Genomic DNA, 17214 nt, shown 5'->3' on the forward strand with positions numbered 1-17214 from the left:
TAACCTTACATGAATATCCTATTCGTCCATTTTTGTACGAGATTCATAATGTCCACGCTAGAACGCCCATTTTAGACAGGACAAATGCTATTCGTCTACGTCCAAAACTCTGCCTCCGGCTGAACTTCGTGAAGCTGGGGAATATTTAAGAATCACTTTCTCAAAGTAATGTTTCCTATACTTTTTGTAAATGTACATATACTTTTTGTAAATATATGTTTACATACTTCCTAAAATTGGATAAAATAAATGTAACAAATTTACATAAAGGAGAACTGGTAGATTTGGTTATAAATAAAGTAAAACAATTCCGCGTTATTAGAGACATCACCCAAGAGCAATTAGCTTCTTCTGTTAATATCACCAGGCAATCCCTCATCGCCATCGAGAAGAATAAATACAATCCCAGCTTAGAATTAGCATTGAAATTATGTGAGTACTTTGATTGTAAAGTAGAGGATTTATTTCAATTAGATAAAACTGGGGAGGAATTATAATGAATAAGAACGAAAAACTTTATGGACATATTGGGCTTACGGTTGTAATGTCTTTATTGCTTTTCTTTAGTAGCAACAATTATGCCGAAGGGTTTCAATCTGTTCTTATATTTATCGTAGGTTATACCGTTTTGTCATTTATAATTACATTGATTAAGGGTGAGATTTCTAAAAGAAAAAATAAAGAAAACGGACAGTATCCATTGCCTAATACAGACGAGCGAATTGAAAAATTGATGTTAAAAATCTCAGCTCAAATTTTCGCCCTAGCTCTTTTCGTTGCCTTTGTTGTACTGTTTGTAATGTATTTTATGAATAACAATGCTGTCATCCGAGTAGAATACGTTCTTGGTTTTGTGTTCCTAGTTTTGTTTATTGGAGTCGGCTTCAGCTCAAAAATCGCAAAGAAAATTGATCAATAATTGAGTTGTAATAAAAAAGGCGTAGCTGTTGCTATGTCTTTTTATTTTGGGCGGCTTCTTTACATTATTATTGTTTAGCGTGTTCTTTTTTCTTTATGAATTTAGTCATTATTTTATTTTTAATTGTTTTTGAAGTCATGTGGAGTGAAGTCGATGTGTTTGAGTAGTTGTTTTAGGAAAGGAGAATATGATTGGAAATAAAATATTACTAAACATATATAACTAATGAATATAATGTCTTTTTCAGTTATTATGTTGTAAATCATTTTATGATAAAATCTATTACATAATTTAATAAAGGAGTAGTATTCAATGGGGTATTTCTCAAATAGTTTATTAGTTTTGTTCGTTCTTATCGTATGTAGCTGTATGATTTTTGGTTGATAATATAATGATAGTTTTATATAAAAGAAGTTAACTGTGGTGAGGTTAACTTCTTTTTATTTAATGGTGAGAAGGAATTATATTGTTCTTATGGAAGTTTGTTTAAGTTCATTTCATATTAAGGGTAATTTTACGAAATACAAACAAACGAGAGAATAAGGAGTATTCACATGAATAATAGTATAAGCTACACAATTGAACACCCAACAGACTTCAATGGATTATTAGCGTTATATGAATCTTTAGGATGGAATTCTCTTAAATTAACGGTTAACGAGTTAGAACGAATGTGTAAACAAAGTTGGTATGCAATTTATGTTTTTGATGATAAGAAGTTAGTAGGGATGGGGCGTGTCATATCAGATGGAGTCATAACAGGCATTATTTGTGGAGTTGGTGTATTGCCAAAATATCAGTCTAGTGGCATCGGAAAAGAAATAGTGAAACGATTAATCCAGCACTGTGAACAACATAAGGTTATTCCACAACTTATGTGTGTAGAAAAATTGCAACCATACTATGAAGCTATCGGATTTGAAGCATTCTCGATTGGAATGACAAAACATATGAAAAGATGCTAAAAAACAATCTAATTATTATATGCATTTACAATCTTAATAAATAATAAACGAGCATGTTTGAAACTATTTCAAGCATGCTCGTTTATTAAAGGAAATCTATTTAATATTAATGATTTAACCCGTTCCAATAAAAAGAAACGATTTCTTGTGCTAATTCATCTATATTTGGAAGAATAGGATTGTGATTTTCATCTTTAAAATTCCCGATTGATAATAAAGATACGAAAGCATGAGCGGCAAATTTGGCGTTTCTTTTCGGGATTTCTCCAATTTGCATTGCATTATCGATTGCTTTTTCTAATACTTCATACATGCTGTCTTCAGCCTCTTTTAATTCTTTCAATTGCTCTTCAGATAACGATAGTTTTGCATCTTTCATGAAATTCTTCATATCAATATCCATCGTTGCATGTAAATAGACTTTAGCGAAGTCCAATAATCTTTCTTCTAAAGTCTTATTTGTAGAGAGTATTTGAGACATATTTTCTCGTATACGCACCATCATTTGAATCATAGTAGCGGTAAATAAATCGGCTTTTGTTGAATAATAATAGTAGACGGTTGCTTTCGTAACACCGCATTCCTTCGCGACCTCATCCATGGAAACTACTTGGTAATTTTGAGTAAGAAATAATCGAGTTGCAACTTCTAAAATTAGTTCTTTTGTAGATTTTGTATTTTTATTTTGACGAGGCCTTCCAAGAGGACGTTGTTTTTGTTCCAAATTCATTCGCTCCTGACATGTATTGTTAAGATAATTATAACACAAATTTTTATTCATTCTTGATTAATTAACCGACCAGTATATATAATTAATAATGGAGGAAAAAAGGAAGGTGGGTTTTTTATGAAAAAGCACCCGTTACATATGTTAGGGAGGCTTGTAGCAGGGAAAAATACACAATGGATAACTTTATCGGTTTGGGTCCTTATTACATTATTACTTTCATTTACGTTACCACAAGTAAATAATACGAAAGAACCGAATCCGAAAAATTTACCTGAAACTGCTATGTCGCAGCAAGCTGAAGCATTAATGAAAAAAGAATTTCCGAATAATGCAGGGAATCCGTTATTAGTAGTATGGCATAGAGATGGTGGACTACAGTCAAAGGACTATAAGCTCATACAGGATGTTTATAAAGAGTTAAAGACTAATCCTTTAAAAGAACAATCAATGTTACCACCATTTGATACAATACCGGAACAAGTATTATCAAAAAGCGCATCAAAAGATGGTACATCTTTTGTTACACCGGTATTCTTTAATAAATCTGCTGGGACGGATATATTAAAAGGAAATCTTGAAGATTTAAGAAAAATAGTGAATAGTAAGGTGGATGAAGATCCATTTAAACAAAAAATAAACGACTCCGGTTTACATGTTCGCTTATCTGGACCGGTAGGGATTCAAACGGATGCAGTTAGTTTATTTAGTCAAGCAGATGTGAAATTATTAGTTGCTACCGTATTACTCGTATTAGTGTTATTAATTTTATTGTACCGTTCACCGGTTTTAGCAATTTTACCTTTACTTGTTGTTGGTTTTGCTTACGGTATTATTAGTCCTACACTTGGTTTTTTAGCCGATCATGGATGGATTAAAGTAGATGCCCAGGCGATATCAATTATGACAGTATTACTGTTTGGCGCTGGAACGGATTATTGTCTATTTTTAATTTCGAGATATCGGGAGTACTTGTTAGAAGAAGAAAGTAAATACAAAGCATTGCAACTTGCGATTAAAGCATCTGGCGGAGCAATAATAATGAGTGCATTAACTGTCGTACTTGGATTAGGAACATTATTACTTGCTCATTATGGAGCCTTTCATCGATTTGCAATACCATTTAGTGTTGCTGTATTCATTATGGGAATCGCTGCTTTAACAATTTTACCTGCGTTTTTATTAATTTTCGGTAGAGCGGCATTCTTCCCATTTATCCCAAGAACAGCTTCAATGAATGAGGAATTTGCAAGAAAGAAAAAGAAGATAGTAAAAGTTAAAACATCAAAAGGTATCTTTAGTGAAAAACTTGGAGATGTTGTAGTACGAAGACCGTGGACAATAATTATGCTCACTGTATTTGTATTAGGTGGATTGGCTTCATTTGTACCACGTATTCAATACACGTATGACTTATTAGAATCGTTTCCAAAAGATATGCCTTCACGCGAAGGGTTTACGTTAATTAGTGATCATTTTTCAGCTGGAGAACTAGCACCAGTAAAAGTTATTGTTGATACGAAAGGAAAAGAGCTTCCTATTAAACAGGAATTAGAGAAATTTTCTTTCGTAAAAACAGTGAAAGATCCAAAAGAGGGTAAAGAAAATAAGCAAATTAAAATGTACGAGGTTTCTTTAGCTGAAAATCCATACTCAATTGAAGCGTTAGATCAAATCCCTAAATTGAAAAACAGTGTAGAAAAAGTATTAAAAGATGCAGAGATTAGTAATGCTGAAGATCGACTATGGATTGGTGGAGAAACGGCTTCATTATATGATACAAAGCAAATTACAGAACGTGATGAAGCAGTTATTATTCCAGTAATGATTAGTATTATAGCTTTATTGTTACTTGTTTACTTACGATCAATTGTTGCGATGATTTATTTAATTGTAACGGTCGTTTTATCATTCTTCTCGGCATTAGGAGCAGGATGGATATTACTTCATTTCGGTATGGGAGCACCGGCTATTCAGGGTGCAATACCGTTATACGCATTTGTATTTTTAGTTGCTTTAGGTGAAGATTATAATATCTTTATGGTTTCAGAAATATGGAAAAACAGAAAGACACAAAATCATTTGGATGCAGTAAAAAATGGTGTTATACAAACAGGTAGTGTCATTACATCGGCAGGTTTAATTTTAGCAGGAACTTTTGCGGTGTTAGGTACGTTACCAATTCAAGTTTTAGTACAATTTGGTATTGTAACAGCAATCGGTGTATTACTAGATACATTTATTGTAAGACCATTACTTGTACCGGCAATTACAGTTGTTTTAGGCCGCTTTGCTTTTTGGCCAGGAAAACTTTCAAGAAAGAATGAAGAAATCCAAAACGTGGATGCATAGTTGAAAAAGCCAAGGATACTTTCCTTGGCTTTTTTCAATGTAATTAATTTTTTGAAGTCAAATCATCAGTTGCAGCATGATCAGCATCTTCAATATCGGTTTCTGGCATTCCATATAAGCCGTTCATTGTTTGTTCTTCGATAGTAAGATTTACAGTGTTATTATTTTGAATTGGTGTAGCATTTTCGGTAACATTTTCTTTTTTATTTACATTTTTGTTATTCATGTATGAATCCTCCAAATTTCATTTGATGTATGTATAGTATGTGGATGGATTTCCAGAAATATGTGAATTGATTCTTATAGATGTTATATAATTAAATAAACAATTAGGGTGAAATGTAAACGGTTAGGAGTGAACAATTATGGTGAAAGCAAAGAAATTAGCCTTCTAAAATAAAAAGAAAATTTTAGGAGGCTATTAAAATGAAGTTTCATGTAATTGATAGAGAAAATTGGAATAGAGAGCAGTATTTTGAACATTATTTAAAATTAAAATGTACGTTTAGTATGACAGCAAATGTTGATATTACACTTTTGACAGAGAAAGTACGTCAAAAGGGAATTAAATTTTATCCGACTTTTATTTATATAATTTCGAGAATAATAAATAAACATAAAGAATTTCGAACATGTTTTAATGATGAAGGAGTTTTAGGCTATTGGGAGGAAATGATACCCAGCTATACAGTTTTTCATAAGGATGATAAATCTTTTTCAAGTATATGGACGGATTATTATAGTGATTTCCATATTTTCTATAAAAACTATGAAGAAGATATGAGATGCTATGCTAATGTTCATGGTCTTTTCACGAAAGAAAATATTCCGCCGAATGTATTTCCGATTTCTAGCATACCTTGGACTAGTTTTACTGGATTTAATCTTAATATTAATAATGATGCTGATTTTCTAGTGCCAATTATAACTTGTGGGAAATATTTTAATGAAGAAAATAAGGTTATGCTACCAGTTTCATTGCAAGTTCATCATTCGGTTTGTGATGGATATCATGCGAGTCGATTTATAGAAGGTTTGCAGGAATTAAGTCATACTTGCAATGAGTGGCTGAAATAACAACCAATTTTTAATTATATACAATTGAAAATGAATAATAGAAGAGATCATGTTTATATTGCATGGTCTCTTCTATTATTCATTAATACTAAGTAATTGTGGAAAATATAGGGTGATTTGTAGTTTAATAGTAAAGAGAGTGATTAGTGTTAATTTTCTTTGTTTTTAAATATTTTAATGAGGGGGAAGTAAAGTGGAATTCGTAAGCATTGAAAAAGATGAGATCCTAATTCATAATATAGCAAATTTATATTGTAAAGCATTTGAGAAAACAAATTTCAATGAAATGATCGGGCGAGTGAAAAGACATATAGAATATGAAGATTTTAAAGGGATAGTAGCAATAAATGATGAAAATGAAGTAGTTGGTTTTACTTATGGTTATCGCTCAATGGAGGGACAGTACTATAATCAATTAATGAGAGAAGCGTTACATCTAGAGCAAGTAAACGAATGGTTACAAGATTGTTTTGAATTTGTAGAGTTAGCAGTTCACCCAAAATATCAAAAGGAAGGTCTTGGAACGAAATTACATAATAGATTATTAAACGGTATTTCAAATAGAACGAGTGTATTAACAACACAAATAAGCAATGTAAAGGCACGTTCGTTATATGAAAGATTAGATTGGGTAAATATATTGGATCCATTTTATCCCGCTTTAATGGGCAGTAAGACCCCCATCTCAAAATTCAGCGAAAGCAAAGAATTTAGGTGGGGGATCAACTGCCCATAAAAGTCCGATTGGTTCAACTAATAATCAGTGAGGGATGAAGAAAACCCCCACTGATTAAAGTTTCACTTTATCCAAGTAAAGATGATGTTCCTTATGTAATAATGGGAAAAATATTAAAAACAAAAGTTATTGGTTTGTAAGCATAAAGGGGAAAACAAAAATGAAGATAATATCTATAGAAAAAGCTACAATTTTAGACGCAGAAGAGTTAACGGAAATAATGAAAAGAACTTTTGATGAAGAAGCAAAACAATGGTTATGTGGTCAAGATGGTGTCATTGATTATAACATTCAACCACCAGGATATTCTTCCGTTGAAATGATGAAATATTCGATTGAAGAATTGGATTCTTTCAAAGTGATAATGGATAAAGAAATAATCGGAGGAATTATAATTACGATTTCTGGTAAATCTTACGGCAGAATCGATCGTATTTTTGTAGATCCTAAATACCAAGGAAGAGGAATAGGATCACAAGTTATAAAATTAATAGAAGATCAATTTATAAGTGTAAGGATTTGGGATCTCGAAACATCGAGTAGACAAATTAATAATCACCACTTTTATACAAAGATGGGCTACCAAACAATTTTTGAATCGGAAGATGAGTATTGTTACGTGAAAAGAATAGAGACGAGCTCAAACAAAGAAAGTGTAGTTAAAAATGAAGATATGGAAAACGGCCAATACGAAAACTGTAACTTGGAAAATACAGAGTATTATCAAGTGAATTTAAAAAATAGTGTATTTGTTGGTAGCAATATAAGGAATATGAATATGAGCAATTGTAATGTAAGTCAATCCAAGTTTAGAAATATTAATTTTAGAAGTTCTTCATATGCAGATTTAAATCTTTCTGGCAGTAAATTTAGTTTGGTGACTTTAGGTGGAGTTCAATTTAAAGATACAAACCTTGGGGAAGAGAAGGCTCCTATTTCATTTAATAGATGTGATTTGGAACGTAGCATGATAAGTAATAGTAATCTTAAAAATATGGAAATAGAAAATTGTGATGTAAACGGTATGAAAATAAACGGTATTCCAATAGAAGATTTGCTGGCATTGTATAATCGAGTAAATAATTAAACACAACCAATTAAGGAAAGTTAGTTAGTTGAATGATATATAAATATAATTATATAAAAATAACATAAAGAAATACGAATGAGAAGAGATTTAATATGAGTTATAAGAATTGTAGGTCTATATGGAGGGAATAAAAATGGAGATTAACATTAGAGCAGTAGAAATACAAGATGCTAGAGCGATTCATCATATATGTGTACAAGATGACGTTTTACCTTATATGGTTTTTTTACCTAGCATGCGTGTGGACGCTATGGAAAATAGAATTCGAAACTTAGCACCAAATCAATTTGAATTCGTTGCAGAGTATGATGGAAAAGTTGTAGGTTTTATTGGCTTAACCCAAAGTCCGGGACGAAGATCTCATTCAGCTGATTTGTTTATCGGGGTAGATAGCAAATATCATAATAAAGGTGTAGGGAAAGCTCTCCTTACCAAGATGCTTGATTTAGCAGATAATTGGTTAATGTTAGAGAGAGTAGAACTTGGTGTTTTAGAAACGAATCCGAAAGCAAAAGCACTATATGAAAAATTCGGATTTGTAGAAGAGGGGATAAAGGTAGGAAATTTAAAGGCTCACGGAAAGTTTATTAATGAAATTATGATGAGTCGTTTTAGACCGGATGGTTTACTTGTACATAATTAATTGTTAAAAGCATGACAAATCAATGTCATGCTTTTTGGATTGTTATTTGTGATTTGGTAGTTTCGGTTGTAATAAAAATAAGGCTAATCCAATAAAAATGAGTGAGATTCCTAGTGATTGTTGTAATGAAATTGTTTCATTTAAAATAAAATAAGCTAGAATACATGTTCCAATTGTTTCTCCTAAAATACTCATTGAAATTACAGTAGTACTCATCCATTTTAATAACCAATTGAATATCGTTTGTCCTAAAATCGTTGCAATGAAAGCTAATCCTATGAAGGACAACCATGTTTGTGTAGAGTAATGCAAGAAAGATTCTTGCTGCATGTAAGCAAATATACCGAGAAAGCAGGCACTACTTCCATAACTAATTACTGAATACGGAATAAGTGATAAATCTTTACGAACGTGTTGGCTAATGAAAAAATAAGCAGTAATTATTCCGGCTGCAATAAACGCTAAAATATCTCCGTATAAAGCTTCCCCACTTATTTGGAAATCTTGCCATCCAATGACGATACTTCCTGAAATAGCGATGAAACAACCAAGAACCGCTCCTTTCGTAAACCTCTCCTTGAATAAAAAATAACCACCAATCATTGAGAATAAAGGTTGTAACGTTACGATAACTGTGGAGCTTGCTACAGAAGTATATCGTAATGATTCAAACCATAATACATAATGTGCAGCTAAAAATAGCCCAGATATGAAACCGAATCTCCACTGTTTTTTCGTTAATGTTTTCAGCTCGTTTCGATTATTTTTATTACATATTAGAAATGGTAGTAGAATGATTGCTGCAAATAATAAGCGGTAAAAAGCAATGATTACTGCAGGAGCAGCGGCCAATTTTACAAAAATTGCTGAAGTTGATAAGGCGAATACGCCAAAAAATAAGATGAAATATGAAAGAGTAGATGATTTCAAAGTCTGTCCCTCCGATAGTTTGTTTATTATAATGTAATATTTACGATATAATGTACAAAGGTAAGTATATAAGGGCTAGAAGATGAAAGGAAGTATTATTTGACTTTGTTTAATATGTCAGCACAACGGGAATGAAACATACATTATGATGGACGAAAGGGAGTAGTTATTTTGATTCACTATCGACTTGGACAAACTGTTTTAAGTTATCGTAAGAAAAATAATATGACAATTCGTGAATTCGCTGATTATGCAGGGATTAGTACGTCACTAATTAGTCAAATTGAAAGAGGACATGCCAATCCTTCTTTAAGTGTTTTGGAATTAATAGCGAAAGCATTAAATGTACCACTATTTACACTGTTTATTAACGATATTGATACAGATTCACTCATTTCTAAGAAGAAAGATCGAAAGAAAGTATATAGGGAAAATAGTGATCACATCGTATATGATGTGTTAACACCGGATTTCATGAAAGCACGTATTGAAATGTTAATGATGGATTTAAATAAAAAAGCAAATACAACAGAAAGTCACTATTCACATGAAGAGAAGGAAGAAATTGCTGTTGTTATGAAAGGAGAAGTGTATGTGGAATTAGAAGGAAAAGAATACTTTTTAGAAGAAGGTGATGTTGTGCGTATCCCGCCGAACGTGAAGCATCGCTTTTTGAATAAGAGTGATGAAGTGAATCACATCTTGTTTGTGTTGACACCATCTTTAGGATGAAAATAAATTGAGTTTTATTATGGGGAGATAGAAAGATGAAAAATAATAGTGTTTTAAAAGATGGGCTTTCAATTATATCTCAATGTAAAAAAGAAACAAATGATATTTGGCATGCACATTTCGGAGCAGCTGCAATTGCTAGTTATTTTTTCGTGAAAGATAATAATATTGATGAAGAAACAGCACGTAATATTTATTCGCAAACAAGGATGATGCTGAATAAGCAAAAAATAGGTGAGATTATTAATCATAAAGAAGAAATTGATTTTCAAATTGCTGAGAATATGATTATAAAATCTTTGGAACATACGATTGATGAACTTCATTGGGTGGGTCATAACGTTATTTATGCAGCATTAAGCTTATTAGCTATGCAAGAGTTGCGAAATTGGGGAAATTATCAAGATATTGAGGGGATTACTAACTTGATATTATCGTTTCAAAAAACAATTCCCGGTAGATCATGGATTGGTTTTAAGACGAAAGAAGTAAAACAATTACGTATTGAGGACGAGATACAAAGTGAATTGAAAAGTCCGAAACAATTATCGAAATTTATTTTAAATGAGCTAACAAAATTTAATATTATTTATCGAGCGGAATCGCATCATGATTTAATTGGGCATATGCTTACTTATTCTCACGCAATCAATATTATGTATGATTTAGGGCATAGAGATATATTTCAACGAGGGATACGTCCACTTTTGAAACTAGTATACGTACTGCGAGCGAGCCAAAAACTCAAGCCGAATACTGAAATAAATTTACACTCACCTATAGATCGATTACCTTTAATCGAATCTAAACGTGCAAATGTATTACCAATTGAAAATATATTTTGGGCAAAAGACTATAGTGAATTAGATTGGGATTTTGGGCATGTCTTTAAATTTTCATATAGTTATTTTGATCATATAAAGAGGGCTCCAGAATATAAAGATATAACATTAGAAAAATTTTGTTATATTATAAATTCTTAATGGTATGTGATAATCGGAAGGGACTTAATTTGAGTCTCTTATTTGTTGGTAGTATATTATTTTAAAATTTGTAAGATTTTACATGATCGTTTTACTTTTACTAATTATGTAAGTAGGCTATACTAAAATACATACATTTTATTATTGGAGAGAAATAAAACGACATGGAATTATCGAAATTAGAAAAAGTAATTGAGATTAAAAAAGAAGAGCTTTTATATTTAGTATCGGATTATGGATTTCAACATGAAAAAGTACTGACATTGAGTCAAGAAATAGACAAATTGATTAATTACTTTATGTTTGTAAAATAGAAAGAACTATGACGTGATTTGAAACTGTTATAGTTCTTTTTTATTGAGTAATAATACATTTAGGGTATTTATTAATTAAGAGTATAAACATAAATGTGTTCAAATATATTGTCTAATTTCTTACAGAATGATCAAGCTGCTAGTCGGATATGAGGACTTTTGGGTATAATAAAAAAGGAATTATTAATTGTATCGGTTAGGAGCGCAGCAAATATGAAAACAGTTGTTGTTATAGGTGGAGGTATAACTGGACTTTCTACTATGTTTTATTTAGAAAAATTAAAAAAGGATTATGATATCGATTTAAATTTAGTCCTTGTCGAAAAAGAAGAGTATTTAGGTGGTAAAATCCATAGTGTAGAAGAAAAAGATTTTATTATGGAATCAGGAGCAGATTCGATCGTTGCTCGTAATGAACGTGTTATGCCGCTTGTAAAAGATTTAAATTTAGAAGAAGAAATGGTATATAATGAAACAGGTATTTCTTACATATATTCTGATAATATGTTACATCCAATTCCTTCTGACACTATATTTGGGATACCGATGAGTGCCCGGTCGTTGTTTAGCAGTACGCTAGTCTCAACGAAAGGGAAAATTGTTGCTTTAAAAGATTTCATAACGAAAAATAAAGAGTTTACGAAAGATACATCACTTGCTGTATTTTTAGAAAGCTTTTTAGGGAAAGAGTTAGTAGAAAGGCAAATTGCTCCTGTACTTTCAGGTGTATATTCTGGTAAATTGAATGAACTTACAATGGCATCTACATTACCGTATTTACTGGATTATAAAAATAAATATGGAAGTATTATTAAAGGTTTTGAAGAGAATAAAAAACAATTTCAATCAGCAGGAAATAAAAAGTTTGTATCATTTAAAAGAGGATTATCTACTATAATAGACCGCTTAGAAGAAATGCTGAATGAGACTGACATAAAAAAAGGTGCTGTAACGACAGCTGTAAGTAAACGAGAAAATCGATATGAGGTCTCTTTTGCAAATCATGAGTCAATCCAAGCAGATTATGTTGTTTTAGCAGCTCCGCATGATATCGCGCAAACTTTATTACAGTCTAATGAGTTGAATGAACAGTTTAATACATTCAAAAACTCATCTCTAATAAGTATTTACTTAGGTTTTGACATACTAGATGAACAACTACCGGCTGATGGAACAGGGTTTATCGTGACGGAAAACAGTGATTTGCATTGTGATGCTTGTACATGGACAAGTCGGAAGTGGAAACATACATCGGGCAAACAAAAACTATTAGTAAGAATGTTTTATAAGAGCACAAACCCGGTATATGAAACGATTAAAAATTATAGTGAAGAAGAATTAGTACGAGTAGCTTTATATGATATTGAAAAAAGTCTTGGAATAAAAGGTGAACCAGAAGTAGTTGAAGTTACGAATTGGAAAGATTTAATGCCGAAATATCATTTAGAACATAATCAAGCAGTTCAATCATTACAAGAAAAAATGACGGACCTTTATCCGAATGTATACTTAGCGGGCGCTTCTTATTACGGTGTTGGCATTGGTGCTTGTATTGGAAATGGAAAGAACACTGCAAATGAAATAATTGCAACATTAAATGAAACATCAAATTAATATGGAATACATAAATAAATAAATAAATAAATAAATAAAATGTCCCTCCGTTATGCTGGAGGGACATTTTATTTATTTCACTTGAATTGAGACCTTTTTATTAGTTGTATTATTCTCGGTAATTGTTAATGTGATGTTACCGGATTCTTTAAATGAATATGATGAGAATTGATAAAGTTCTTTTATACCATGTTTCTTTTTTAATTTATTGGTAGGAAGTAATGTTATGTTCGGTTTCCATGTTTCCTGTTTACCTGAAGGATACTTTACTGTTATTACTGGATTATTTAATTGCATTGGTTCCCAAGAGGCAAAATGTAGTTCAACTTCGCTATCTTTTTTTAGTAATTCTTCTGAAAAATATCCAAGCTCTCCAACATTACCGAAAACAGTAAAGTTTTGGTTTTGCAATGTGATATCTAAATAGTTAGGTTGATATGTTGCTGCGTGATAGATTCCATATGAAAGAGAAAGAGTGGCAGCGATTAAAATGCTAATTGAAAATGTCTTAAAGCTATTGCCTTTAAAACTAGTCATCATGATTGAGTTTGGGGCGACCTTTTTTGCAAATAAAAAAATGAGTAATATGAGTAAGAGGGATAAGCCGATGAAAATATACATAGGAAATTTACACCTCCGCAATAAAATAATATATTAACTATATTTTACCATAAATGTATGGAGTAGGGTGTTGTTTTAGAAGGGGAATTTCTTCTCTTAGATATTATGTTCGCATCTAACTTTGCATTAAATGAAGCGCGAGAACGAATCGGGAGGAAGTGGGATAGTACAGAAGTATATCCGTTTGTTAATGAGTTAGATATACTACTTAGAGAAACTGGTTTTTCAAGTATAAATTGGAGACAAACAGCTCCATGTCATTGGGCGTTAGTTGCACATAAATAGGGAATAAAGAGGTGATCACAGTATTTTGATCATCTCTTTATTTTTTCTAATCATGCAAAAGTAAGAAGGGTTACTCTTAGTTCGTATTGAATTAAGAGGATAAGCTTCTCTTGAAATATTTGATTAATGGGACATTGAGGACTTTCCTAATTATACATATGTTTTCTGCTATAATAAATGAGTAGAGAGAAAGGAGTGATCCTATGGTTATGGCATTTCCTATATTAGAAACAGAACGCTTACGTTTAGTAGAAATAGAACAATCTTATTGTCAAAAAATATATGAAATCTTTTCATTGGATGAAGTAACATGTTATTATGGTATGAATTCTTTTACAGAGTTTGGACAAGCTTCTCGTATGATTGAGTCTTTTTCAAAAAATTACTTTGAGAAAAAAGCGATACGATGGGGGATTGTGTTAAAAGAAACAAATACCTTAATAGGAACAATCGGACTAAATAATTTACAACTATGGAGTAAACGATCTGAGATTGGATATGATTTACACCCTCAATATTGGGGAAATGGTTATGCGTCAGAGGCAGCCAAGGAAATTATTCATTACGGATTTCGAGATTTAGGTTTATTTAGAATAGGAGCTATTACATATCCTGAAAATATAACTTCGTGTAATATGTTATCTAAAATAGGATTTCATAAGGAAGGATTATTACGTGGGTATATTCATCAAGGAAATAGGCAACATGATGCATTAGTATATTCTATTGTGCGAACTGATTTAGAGGATATAAATTTATAATAAAAACCCCCTCTTATTAAAAGAGGGGGTAAGTAAAATTAACCTAACTTAGGTAATAAACGTTCTCCGCTTTTCATGCTACTTTTACATAAAGGGCATTTAGGCTCTTCTTCAAATGAAAAGTTCTTTCTCATCCATCCTAAACAATCCTCTGATTCACATTCCCAAACAGGGGTTTGTTCTGGTGGTACTTCTGCTACATCGTTCTTTCGATTGCGATACATGTAACCACTCCTTTTATGTAAAAATTTTAGTTATATATTAAAAAGGTTGTTAACCGAGCTGGTAACAACCTTTTTATTGTTTGAATTATAGCTTTACAACGTTTTTAGCTTGAGGTCCACGGTTACCGTCTTCAACTTCGAAGCTAACTTCTTGACCTTCGTCAAGAGACTTGAAGCCGTCGCCAGTGATAGCTGAGAAGTGAACGAATACGTCGTTACCGTCTGCAACTTCGATGAAACCGAAACCTTTTTCGCTGTTAAACCATTTTACTTTACCTGTTAATGTCATGGTAATGCCTCCTAAAATTTAAAAAGATTACAATATGATCGGCCTTATTTGAATGAAAATAAAAGTTCACATATTATCAAAGACCCATAAGGAGGACAAAATGTCCCTGATTGATACTTGATAATATGCAAAGAAAATGTAGTGCTAAATTGACCTTAATTACTATCTTACAACAAATGGTGTGAAATAGCAAGTGCTGGTAATACCAGTAAGAAATAGGCTGGGAAATTGGTAAAAGACACAAAGGCATCTCTTTTATTTATATATTATTCCTAATTTTGGTTTATGCTAAACTAAGAACATTTTTATTAAAAATTTGTATGAGGGAAAAGATATATATTTAAGAATAAAGGTGATGTAATTGTTAAGGAGGAGAGAGTATTGCAACTCACCCAATTTAAAATAATTGAAGCAGCAAAAGAAGGAAGAAGAAAGGTTCATCCTGTATTCGCGGTTATACTTGCAATTGTATTTTTAACGTTAGGTGAATTGTTTATGTTATTTATGCTGTTTTTACCGAAAGCAGAAACAACGTTTTCTAAGGCAATTTATAGTGATATTGAGATGATACTTACGTTCGGCGGGGCTATATTTTTTGTGTTTTTATGGATTAGATTTGTAGAGAAAAGACCAATTTCATCCATTGGCTTTTGGAGAAATCAGTGGATTAGAAAATATTTGAGAGGTGCATTAATAGGTTTTATTTTCATTTCTATACCAGTAATGCTACTTGTATTAACAGGAATTGTACAATTACAAATGCAACAAATTACACCTACTGCTATACTTGGAATTGCGGGATCTTTAGTTGCTTTTTTAATACAAGGTGCGACAGAAGAGATTGTTGTTCGAGGTTGGTTATTTCCAGTTCTTTCTGTTAGAAGCCGTATATGGATTGGGATTGTTGTTACTTCTTTTTTATTTGGTTTTCTTCATTTATTAAATCCAGGTATTACAATTCTTTCAATATCGAATATAATATTAGTTGGTGTATTCGCAGCTTTTTACGTTTTAAAAGACAGTAGTCTTTGGGGGATATGCGCGTGGCATTCGCTGTGGAATTGGTCGCAATATAATGTATACGGTTTTGCAGTTAGTGGCATGACGATATACTCAACGCCATTATTTAAACCTGTAACAAATGGAGCAGAAATCCTTCATGGAGGTTCATTCGGAATCGAGGGGAGTATCATTACAACAATAATGCTCTCTATCGCTTCAATTGTTTTATGGAAACAGTTATGGGGGAGAAAAACGAAACAACGAGATTTTAGTTAATGAAAGAGGGAGAAACTATGGGGATTATAGCGTTTGAGGGAGCAAGTGCGGTTGGTAAGAGCACAACGTGTCGTGAGTTAGAAAAGAATTATGGTGCTTATATTATACCTGAAGTGAATTTTTTATTTGAAAGACCAAAAAATGAACATAGAACATGGTATTTTGAAAAACAAGTAGAGCGCTGGAAAATAGCAGTGCAGAAGTCAGAGCAATATGAATTAATAATACTTGATGGAGACATTTATCAGCCGCTTAGTTATAATTGGTGTTTCCATTTTGAAATATTTGATCAGCCATTATCTTTAATAGAAAACTTTTATAAAGAAAAGTTGGTTAATAGGGAAATTGGTTTTCCTGATCAATATTTTTATTTATACACGAATGATGAAGAACTTAGAAAACGGAAAGAATCTGACGAGACAAAAAGAAGAAGAAACTTCGAAAAACATTTACATATATCAAAATCATTTCAACGTTATTATGAAAATTTAAATACTGTTACAGATGGGTACTGCAAAATAATTGAAGCGAAAAGTGTAAAAACGAATGAACTAGAAATTGTAAAAAAATTAAACAGTTTAAATGTGTGTGAAGAAAGACGTTTTGATGTTTCGAGGTTAGATAATATTACGAAGTGGTTAAAAGAACATCGTGCATAAAACAACGAGTGCCAT

The 17214-nt window shown here is 31.8% G+C and carries 22 protein-coding genes; 16 read left to right on the plus strand and 6 right to left on the minus strand.

Annotated features, from left to right (window positions below; translation table 11 throughout):
• The first annotated feature begins 236 nt into the window (after positions 1-236).
• The 3 genes from BAQ48_RS00850 to BAQ48_RS00860 all read left to right on the plus strand — a co-directional run bounded on the left by BAQ48_RS00850 (position 237) and on the right by BAQ48_RS00860 (position 1884).
• Positions 237-497: a helix-turn-helix transcriptional regulator gene (locus BAQ48_RS00850; protein ID WP_071709664.1), complete on the plus strand. Its 261-nt coding sequence runs from the start codon at positions 237-239 to the stop codon at positions 495-497.
• Positions 497-919 (plus strand): hypothetical protein, encoded by a 423-nt coding sequence (locus tag BAQ48_RS00855; RefSeq protein WP_084064336.1) that lies wholly within the window; start codon positions 497-499, stop codon positions 917-919. The genes BAQ48_RS00850 and BAQ48_RS00855 overlap by 1 nt, the downstream gene beginning before the upstream one ends.
• Before the next feature lie 554 nt (positions 920-1473).
• Positions 1474-1884: a GNAT family N-acetyltransferase gene (locus tag BAQ48_RS00860; protein ID WP_071709636.1), complete on the plus strand. Its 411-nt coding sequence runs from the start codon at positions 1474-1476 to the stop codon at positions 1882-1884.
• A gap of 106 nt (positions 1885-1990) precedes the next feature.
• Here the strand turns inward: BAQ48_RS00860 and BAQ48_RS00865 are convergent, their stop codons facing one another.
• Positions 1991-2608, minus strand: coding sequence for a TetR/AcrR family transcriptional regulator (locus tag BAQ48_RS00865; protein WP_000436010.1), 618 nt, complete (start codon positions 2606-2608; stop codon positions 1991-1993).
• 123 nt (positions 2609-2731) lie between these two features.
• Here BAQ48_RS00865 and BAQ48_RS00870 point away from each other — a divergent pair, with 123 nt between their 5' ends.
• Positions 2732-4963 (plus strand): MMPL family transporter, encoded by a 2232-nt coding sequence (locus tag BAQ48_RS00870; RefSeq protein ID WP_071709637.1) that lies wholly within the window; start codon positions 2732-2734, stop codon positions 4961-4963.
• A gap of 43 nt (positions 4964-5006) precedes the next feature.
• Here the strand turns inward: BAQ48_RS00870 and BAQ48_RS00875 are convergent, their stop codons facing one another.
• On the minus strand, positions 5007-5189 hold the full coding sequence (locus tag BAQ48_RS00875; RefSeq protein ID WP_071709638.1) for a DUF4021 domain-containing protein: 183 nt from the start codon (positions 5187-5189) through the stop codon (positions 5007-5009).
• 200 nt (positions 5190-5389) lie between these two features.
• On the opposite strand from BAQ48_RS00875, the gene catA reads away from it, so the two are divergent.
• The 4 genes from catA (at position 5390) to BAQ48_RS00895 (ending at position 8509) form a co-directional block, all read left to right on the plus strand.
• A complete protein-coding gene (gene catA, locus BAQ48_RS00880) occupies positions 5390-6040 on the plus strand; it encodes a type A chloramphenicol O-acetyltransferase (RefSeq protein WP_071709639.1) in 651 nt (216 codons plus the stop codon).
• Positions 6041-6233: 193 nt separating this feature from the next.
• Positions 6234-6776: a GNAT family N-acetyltransferase gene (locus tag BAQ48_RS00885; RefSeq protein WP_071709640.1), complete on the plus strand. Its 543-nt coding sequence runs from the start codon at positions 6234-6236 to the stop codon at positions 6774-6776.
• A gap of 160 nt (positions 6777-6936) precedes the next feature.
• Entirely contained in the window at positions 6937-7863 is a 927-nt protein-coding gene (locus tag BAQ48_RS00890) for a GNAT family N-acetyltransferase (RefSeq protein WP_071709641.1), read from the plus strand.
• Positions 7864-7999: 136 nt separating this feature from the next.
• Complete coding sequence (locus BAQ48_RS00895; RefSeq protein WP_000405099.1) at positions 8000-8509, plus strand: GNAT family N-acetyltransferase; 510 nt, start codon at positions 8000-8002, stop codon at positions 8507-8509.
• Positions 8510-8551: 42 nt separating this feature from the next.
• Here the strand turns inward: BAQ48_RS00895 and BAQ48_RS00900 are convergent, their stop codons facing one another.
• Entirely contained in the window at positions 8552-9439 is an 888-nt protein-coding gene (locus BAQ48_RS00900; RefSeq protein ID WP_071709642.1) for a DMT family transporter, read from the minus strand.
• Between the two features lie 138 nt (positions 9440-9577).
• Here BAQ48_RS00900 and BAQ48_RS00905 point away from each other — a divergent pair, with 138 nt between their 5' ends.
• From BAQ48_RS00905 to BAQ48_RS00920, 4 genes are all read left to right on the plus strand, one after another.
• On the plus strand, positions 9578-10171 hold the full coding sequence (locus BAQ48_RS00905) for a helix-turn-helix domain-containing protein (RefSeq protein ID WP_306462722.1): 594 nt from the start codon (positions 9578-9580) through the stop codon (positions 10169-10171).
• A 35-nt stretch (positions 10172-10206) separates the two neighbouring features.
• Complete coding sequence (locus BAQ48_RS00910; protein ID WP_071709644.1) at positions 10207-11154, plus strand: hypothetical protein; 948 nt, start codon at positions 10207-10209, stop codon at positions 11152-11154.
• Positions 11155-11318: 164 nt separating this feature from the next.
• Complete coding sequence (locus tag BAQ48_RS00915; protein WP_071709645.1) at positions 11319-11468, plus strand: aspartyl-phosphate phosphatase Spo0E family protein; 150 nt, start codon at positions 11319-11321, stop codon at positions 11466-11468.
• Positions 11469-11681: 213 nt separating this feature from the next.
• Positions 11682-13082, plus strand: a complete 1401-nt coding sequence (locus tag BAQ48_RS00920; protein ID WP_071709646.1) for a protoporphyrinogen oxidase — start codon at positions 11682-11684, stop codon at positions 13080-13082.
• Positions 13083-13154: 72 nt separating this feature from the next.
• Here BAQ48_RS00920 and BAQ48_RS00925 read toward each other — a convergent pair whose 3' ends face one another.
• Positions 13155-13703 carry a hypothetical protein gene (locus tag BAQ48_RS00925; RefSeq protein ID WP_071709647.1) on the minus strand — a complete coding sequence of 183 codons (549 nt, stop codon included), beginning with the start codon at positions 13701-13703 and terminating at the stop codon, positions 13155-13157.
• Between the two features lie 105 nt (positions 13704-13808).
• Here BAQ48_RS00925 and BAQ48_RS00930 point away from each other — a divergent pair, with 105 nt between their 5' ends.
• Together BAQ48_RS00930 and BAQ48_RS00935 are read left to right on the plus strand one after the other, a co-directional pair.
• A complete protein-coding gene (locus BAQ48_RS00930) occupies positions 13809-13988 on the plus strand; it encodes a hypothetical protein (protein ID WP_000458300.1) in 180 nt (59 codons plus the stop codon).
• Between the two features lie 209 nt (positions 13989-14197).
• Positions 14198-14749, plus strand: a complete 552-nt coding sequence (locus tag BAQ48_RS00935) for a GNAT family N-acetyltransferase (protein WP_033665482.1) — start codon at positions 14198-14200, stop codon at positions 14747-14749.
• Between the two features lie 38 nt (positions 14750-14787).
• Here the strand turns inward: BAQ48_RS00935 and BAQ48_RS00940 are convergent, their stop codons facing one another.
• Positions 14788-14973, minus strand: coding sequence for a cold-shock protein (locus tag BAQ48_RS00940; RefSeq protein WP_000286203.1), 186 nt, complete (start codon positions 14971-14973; stop codon positions 14788-14790).
• Positions 14974-15058: 85 nt separating this feature from the next.
• The gene (cspD, locus tag BAQ48_RS00945) at positions 15059-15262 is read right to left on the minus strand and encodes a cold-shock protein CspD (protein WP_000176365.1); all 204 of its coding nucleotides are present in this window, start codon (positions 15260-15262) and stop codon (positions 15059-15061) included.
• 381 nt (positions 15263-15643) lie between these two features.
• On the opposite strand from cspD, the gene BAQ48_RS00950 reads away from it, so the two are divergent.
• Together BAQ48_RS00950 and BAQ48_RS00955 are read left to right on the plus strand one after the other, a co-directional pair.
• The gene (locus BAQ48_RS00950) at positions 15644-16540 is read left to right on the plus strand and encodes a CPBP family intramembrane glutamic endopeptidase (protein ID WP_071709648.1); all 897 of its coding nucleotides are present in this window, start codon (positions 15644-15646) and stop codon (positions 16538-16540) included.
• Positions 16540-17199, plus strand: a complete 660-nt coding sequence (locus tag BAQ48_RS00955) for a DEAD/DEAH box helicase family protein (protein ID WP_116758437.1) — start codon at positions 16540-16542, stop codon at positions 17197-17199. Before BAQ48_RS00950 ends, BAQ48_RS00955 begins: the two co-directional genes overlap by 1 nt.
• The last annotated feature ends 15 nt before the right edge of the window (positions 17200-17214 follow it).

Source organism: Bacillus luti, assembly GCF_001884105.1.
Lineage (GTDB): Bacteria > Bacillota > Bacilli > Bacillales > Bacillaceae_G > Bacillus_A > Bacillus_A luti.